Raw genomic sequence first — 4,567 nt, 5'->3', positions numbered from 1 at the left:
CTTATTTGAGTGCGTCTATTTTTAGATATATTTTAACTATAGTTGAAATATATAAAATTATTTTAAAAAATATAGAAAAGGAGCTATCGCTAGCGGATTTTTTTATCCGCTAATGCGACAGCCCCTTTAGTTAAAATTAAATATTATTATTTAAGGGTTCTTGCATTTAAAGCAATTGGTCTAGATTTTTGTCCATCATTTCCAACAGCAACTATTTTAAATCCATATAAGGTATTAGATTTTAAACTAGTTACATTAAATTCAGCAGCGTTACTTTCAGAGACTTTAGTTAATTCTTTTCCATCTTTATATACTATATATTCTTTAACTTCTCCACCGACAATAGGGGAGTTCCAAGTTAATTTAATACTATTATTTGTAATATCTGTAGCCATTAAATTTTGAGCTTTTCCAGGTTTTTTTGTTTCTACTGGTGGTTCAGTAGGATTACTTAATTCACCATATGCTTTAAATTCATAGAAAGAAGCCCAAGTGTTACCTGAAGGTAAGTTTTTCATTTGAACCTTTATATATCTTACATTTTCTTCAGATAAAATAATAGAATCATTTTGAGAACCGTCTAAATTATTACTTTTATCAGCAGCAACTCTCCAGTTTTCTCCATCTTCTGAAACTTGAATTTCATATCCATATTTTGCATCTTTTTCCCAAAGAATTTCTACAGCATCCAAATCATAAACATCTTCTAAATCCACTTGCCACCAATGGTTAGAACCAGCTGTAGCAGCACACCATCTAGAATTTATATCACCATCATTACCTTTTTCAGGACCTCTACCATAAGCATCTTCTGATTGGCTAGAAGTAGCAGGTTTATTTAAAGCAAGATTATTGCCAGAAACTTTTAAAGTGGATATTAAATCATCAAAAGTTTCAGTTTCATTATTTGAATTAGTTAAAGATACATTAGTTATTATTTCAGATTTATTTATTTTTTTCTTAGGAATAAATTTTAAAGTAAATAAATCTGATTCACCAGTAAATGGATTTGAAGCATTTGTTTTGATTTTAACTTTTCCAGGTTCTAATTCCTCAGCTGAAATAACTTCAAAATCTTTTGGAGTAGAGATATTTATATTACCATTATTATCTTTATCCAAATCAAAAATGTTACTATCAAAATTAACTAAAAATTCACCGCTGGTTAAAGTACTTACTTTATCAATAGATAAAGTATATTCAAATTCAGAATTAAGCTCTACATTTTTATTTACTATAGCTTGTATAGATGGTGTAACTTTTGGAGGTTCTTCACCATTGATTATTTTTTTAACAATATTATCAAATTTTTCTTTAGCAATAGAAACTTCTTGTCCATAATTTACAGAATAATCATGAGATCCTCCCTTTAGTTCTTTAAGAATTTGTTCAACTTCAAAAGTCCATTCAGGGTGAGCTTTTAGTAATTGATTAATTTTTTCATTATCTTGTATACCTTCTTTTAATCTTTCAAATCTTACAGAACTTCTAGCATCTGGATATACTAAGAAACAATCTCCAGATTCAAAAAGAGTATGGTCTGTAGTTTCTAAAGGATCTTTAACCCAGCTATCATAAGCCCATCTTAAGAATCCATCTGCTTTATATTTTGCTGCATTCCAACCAAGCCATGCAGCTTCTCCTGGTTTAGATCTAGTAAAAGTATTTGGATAGGAGCCTGTACAAACATAATAAGTAGTATTAAGTCCTAATTCTTTTCTATGCTCTACAATATCATAAAACTCATCATTTATTTCCCAAATAGCTAAACAAAGATCATCTATACTGTCTACTAAATCATTTACATTACCGTAGTTCATAGCACCAGATATTTTTAAAGGAGTATCTTTAAGAAGTTCTATTACAGCTTTCATATCATTTAATGGTCTCTCATCCATAGCTATATAAGTTATATCTTGCCAACCTTTTTCATTAATATGAGAAACTAAAGCATCAATAAATTGGGACCAGTATTCTTGCCATTTAGCACTTCCAGGTGTTAATTTTTCTTCCACTTCTTTGTTTTGAGATTCATCAAAATAAAATATTCTATTTTCCCAAGGAACCATACTATAGCAATTTATTTGTTTATCTATTCCAAGTTCTAAACATAATTCTACATAAGTATCAAAGTTTGTAAAATCAAATTGAAAAGTACCATCTATTTTTTTTGTCCATTCAACCATAGAATCATATGGGTCATAAGTTTGTCCATTCCAAGGATCCTTTACTATAGTAGTTGTAATAACTTTTTGTCCTGCATCTCTTAATAATTCTAAATGTGGTTTTAAATAATTAAGATGTTCTTGTGACCATGGTTCCACATTATAATATCTAGCTACAGCATAGGGGTTCTGCCATAAATCTAAATGGAAATCCCAATCTTTTGGAGCTGGTAAATCCATATCTAATACTTCAATAGAAATTTGAAATTGAAGAGGATCACAATATTCAGAATCAGCTGTTACGGTACCAGTATAAGTTCCAGCAGGTATATCATTAGGAACATTTACTTTAGCCCAAACAGGTTGAATTGTTTCACCAGTTAAATCAATAGAATTTACGTTGTCTATTATATCAGGAATCATATATCCTTCAGCACGTACATATTTAATGAAATTTAAATCTATATTTTCATTAGAAATAATATTGCCATTAGAATCTTTTAAATCAGAAGCTGTTAAAGTTAAATTATTAATATCTTTAAGCTCACTCCACAATATAAATTGACTAGTAACTTCTTCGCCTTTCCAAGCCGTTGAATTCCAAGTAGTAGGGTTCTTTTCTTCTATTATTGAATCATAATTTTCCCTCATATAATGAATATCTTTATTGCCAACAAAACCATTTAATGTTGGTAATATTTCATCACCATCTTTATATATTATTTTAGGATTCCAAATAGTATTATCACTAGAAATATCTCCACCATTAGAATCAACAATAAAGTTAATTAAATCTCCTTCTTTAACATTTAATTCAAAGTCATGTTTAATACCAGTAGCATCTTTACCTTGGATTACTTCCCAATCATTTTCTAGTGGCCAGACTTTATTAGAATTAAGTTCAATTTTAACTCTAACACCATCACCATTTAAATTTTCTTTTTTAGGATTACCAAATACTAAAATTTCTCCATCTTTAGGAGCTTTAAAAGTTAGTACAGCTTCTTGAGTTGGACCTGGATGAAGGGAAGAGGGAGCATATATTCTACTCCATGAATGACTTCCTTGCCATGTTCCATTAGCCACACTATTATTGTAGGACATAGAATTAACTTCACCATTAACTCTTTCATTATAATACCAATTATTGTCTCCTTGTGTTGTAGAAAAATCTTTTTTAAAATCAAATTTATTTTTTGTAGTATTAGATTCAGTAGTAGAATTATTTTTAGCCTTTACCATAAAAGTATTTGTTTCAATTACATTAAACAAAAAAATAGAACCTAAAAATAAACTTAATCCTCTAGCTAATTTACTCATAAAAAACCTCCTTTTAACCATTTGTTAAATGTTTACATAATAAGATTAACATATTTTGTAAAAAAATTACAGAAGTATAAATAATTTTAATAATAAAATATTTATATAAAATGTTAATTTTAAGAATTAAAGGGTGAATTTATGAAAATCATTTAAATAATTGTTAATTATGAAGTTTTACATTAAGTGTTTTAAATTATATAATATAAAATAAGATACTAAATATAGATAATAATCTATAAATTAGAAAAAATAACTTGTAGATTGTTTTTTAAATTAAGTATTTTTACCATTAGTGTTTTAGTGTGTTAACTATTTAATAAATTAGGAGTGATTAACATGAGTGGTAAACTAGAGAAAAAACAAAAAACCATAATAGGAAGTGTTTTTGCAGTAATAGTTGTAGTTATAATAGTGTTTGTTGTGAACAAATATATGAATAAAAGTGCTGCTGAAACACCAGAACAAGCTGTAAGCAATTTCATACAATGTGAGAAAGATGGAGATTTTGAAACAGCTACTGATTGGTTAAATAAAGAAGGAAGAGAGCATATTTCAGTAAGTTTTATGGAAGAATTAAAGGCTGATTTAATTAAAGATGGAACTACAATAGCTTATGATAATATATCATCACAAGGGGATAACGCATTAGTTCCAGTTTCAGTATATAATCCTAATTTAAAGGGTGCAGGACCAAGAGGAGAATTATTATTTAATTTTTATACCGTTAAAGAAGGAGATGGCTGGGTAATAAAAGATATAAAAGAAATAAAACAGTAATAATATTTATAAAAAAGCAAAAATATTTTAAAAGAATGTTTTTGCTTTTTTATATTATTTTTAGTTAATATAGTTTTAATTTTTATGTACAAGTATATTATTAAAATGTTATATTTATATATAGATAAAATGAAATTATAGAGCATAGGGAGAAAATTAAAGTGATTACAATAGAAGATAAAAAACTAGAAGATAAATTTAATAATATAATTAAAGGTATAGAAATTTTAGGTGGTAATTATATTATTAAAAATAAAGTAAAAGAAAAATTAGCTTTAGCAATAATAAATTCAGAATTAAAT

2 protein-coding genes are annotated in these 4,567 nt (G+C 27.2%); one reads left to right on the top strand and one right to left on the bottom strand.

Features of this window, described 5'->3' with window-relative positions; all coding sequences use genetic code 11:
- Positions 1-146: 146 nt before the first annotated feature.
- A complete protein-coding gene (locus GBZ86_RS13050; protein WP_170272254.1) occupies positions 147-3,485 on the bottom strand; it encodes a glycoside hydrolase domain-containing protein in 3,339 nt (1,112 codons plus the stop codon).
- Between the two features lie 339 nt (positions 3,486-3,824).
- Between GBZ86_RS13050 and GBZ86_RS13045 the strand changes: the two genes are divergently transcribed.
- The gene (locus tag GBZ86_RS13045) at positions 3,825-4,265 is read left to right on the top strand and encodes a hypothetical protein (RefSeq protein WP_152891312.1); all 441 of its coding nucleotides are present in this window, start codon (positions 3,825-3,827) and stop codon (positions 4,263-4,265) included.
- Positions 4,266-4,567: the final 302 nt, after the last annotated feature.

It is taken from the genome of Clostridium tarantellae (assembly GCF_009295725.1).
Lineage (GTDB): Bacteria > Bacillota > Clostridia > Clostridiales > Clostridiaceae > Sarcina > Sarcina tarantellae.
The sequence above is the reverse complement of the archived record's forward strand: the minus strand, read 5'-3'. Positions and strand labels throughout refer to the sequence as shown.

Bases quoted from the DNA above. Each gene is read 5' to 3' on its own strand.
- GBZ86_RS13050 (WP_170272254.1), bottom strand. From the start codon at position 3,485: ATGAGTAAATTAGCTAGAGGATTAAGTTTATTTTTAGGTTCTATTTTT.
- GBZ86_RS13045 (WP_152891312.1), top strand. From the start codon at position 3,825: ATGAGTGGTAAACTAGAGAAAAAACAAAAAACCATAATAGGAAGTGTT.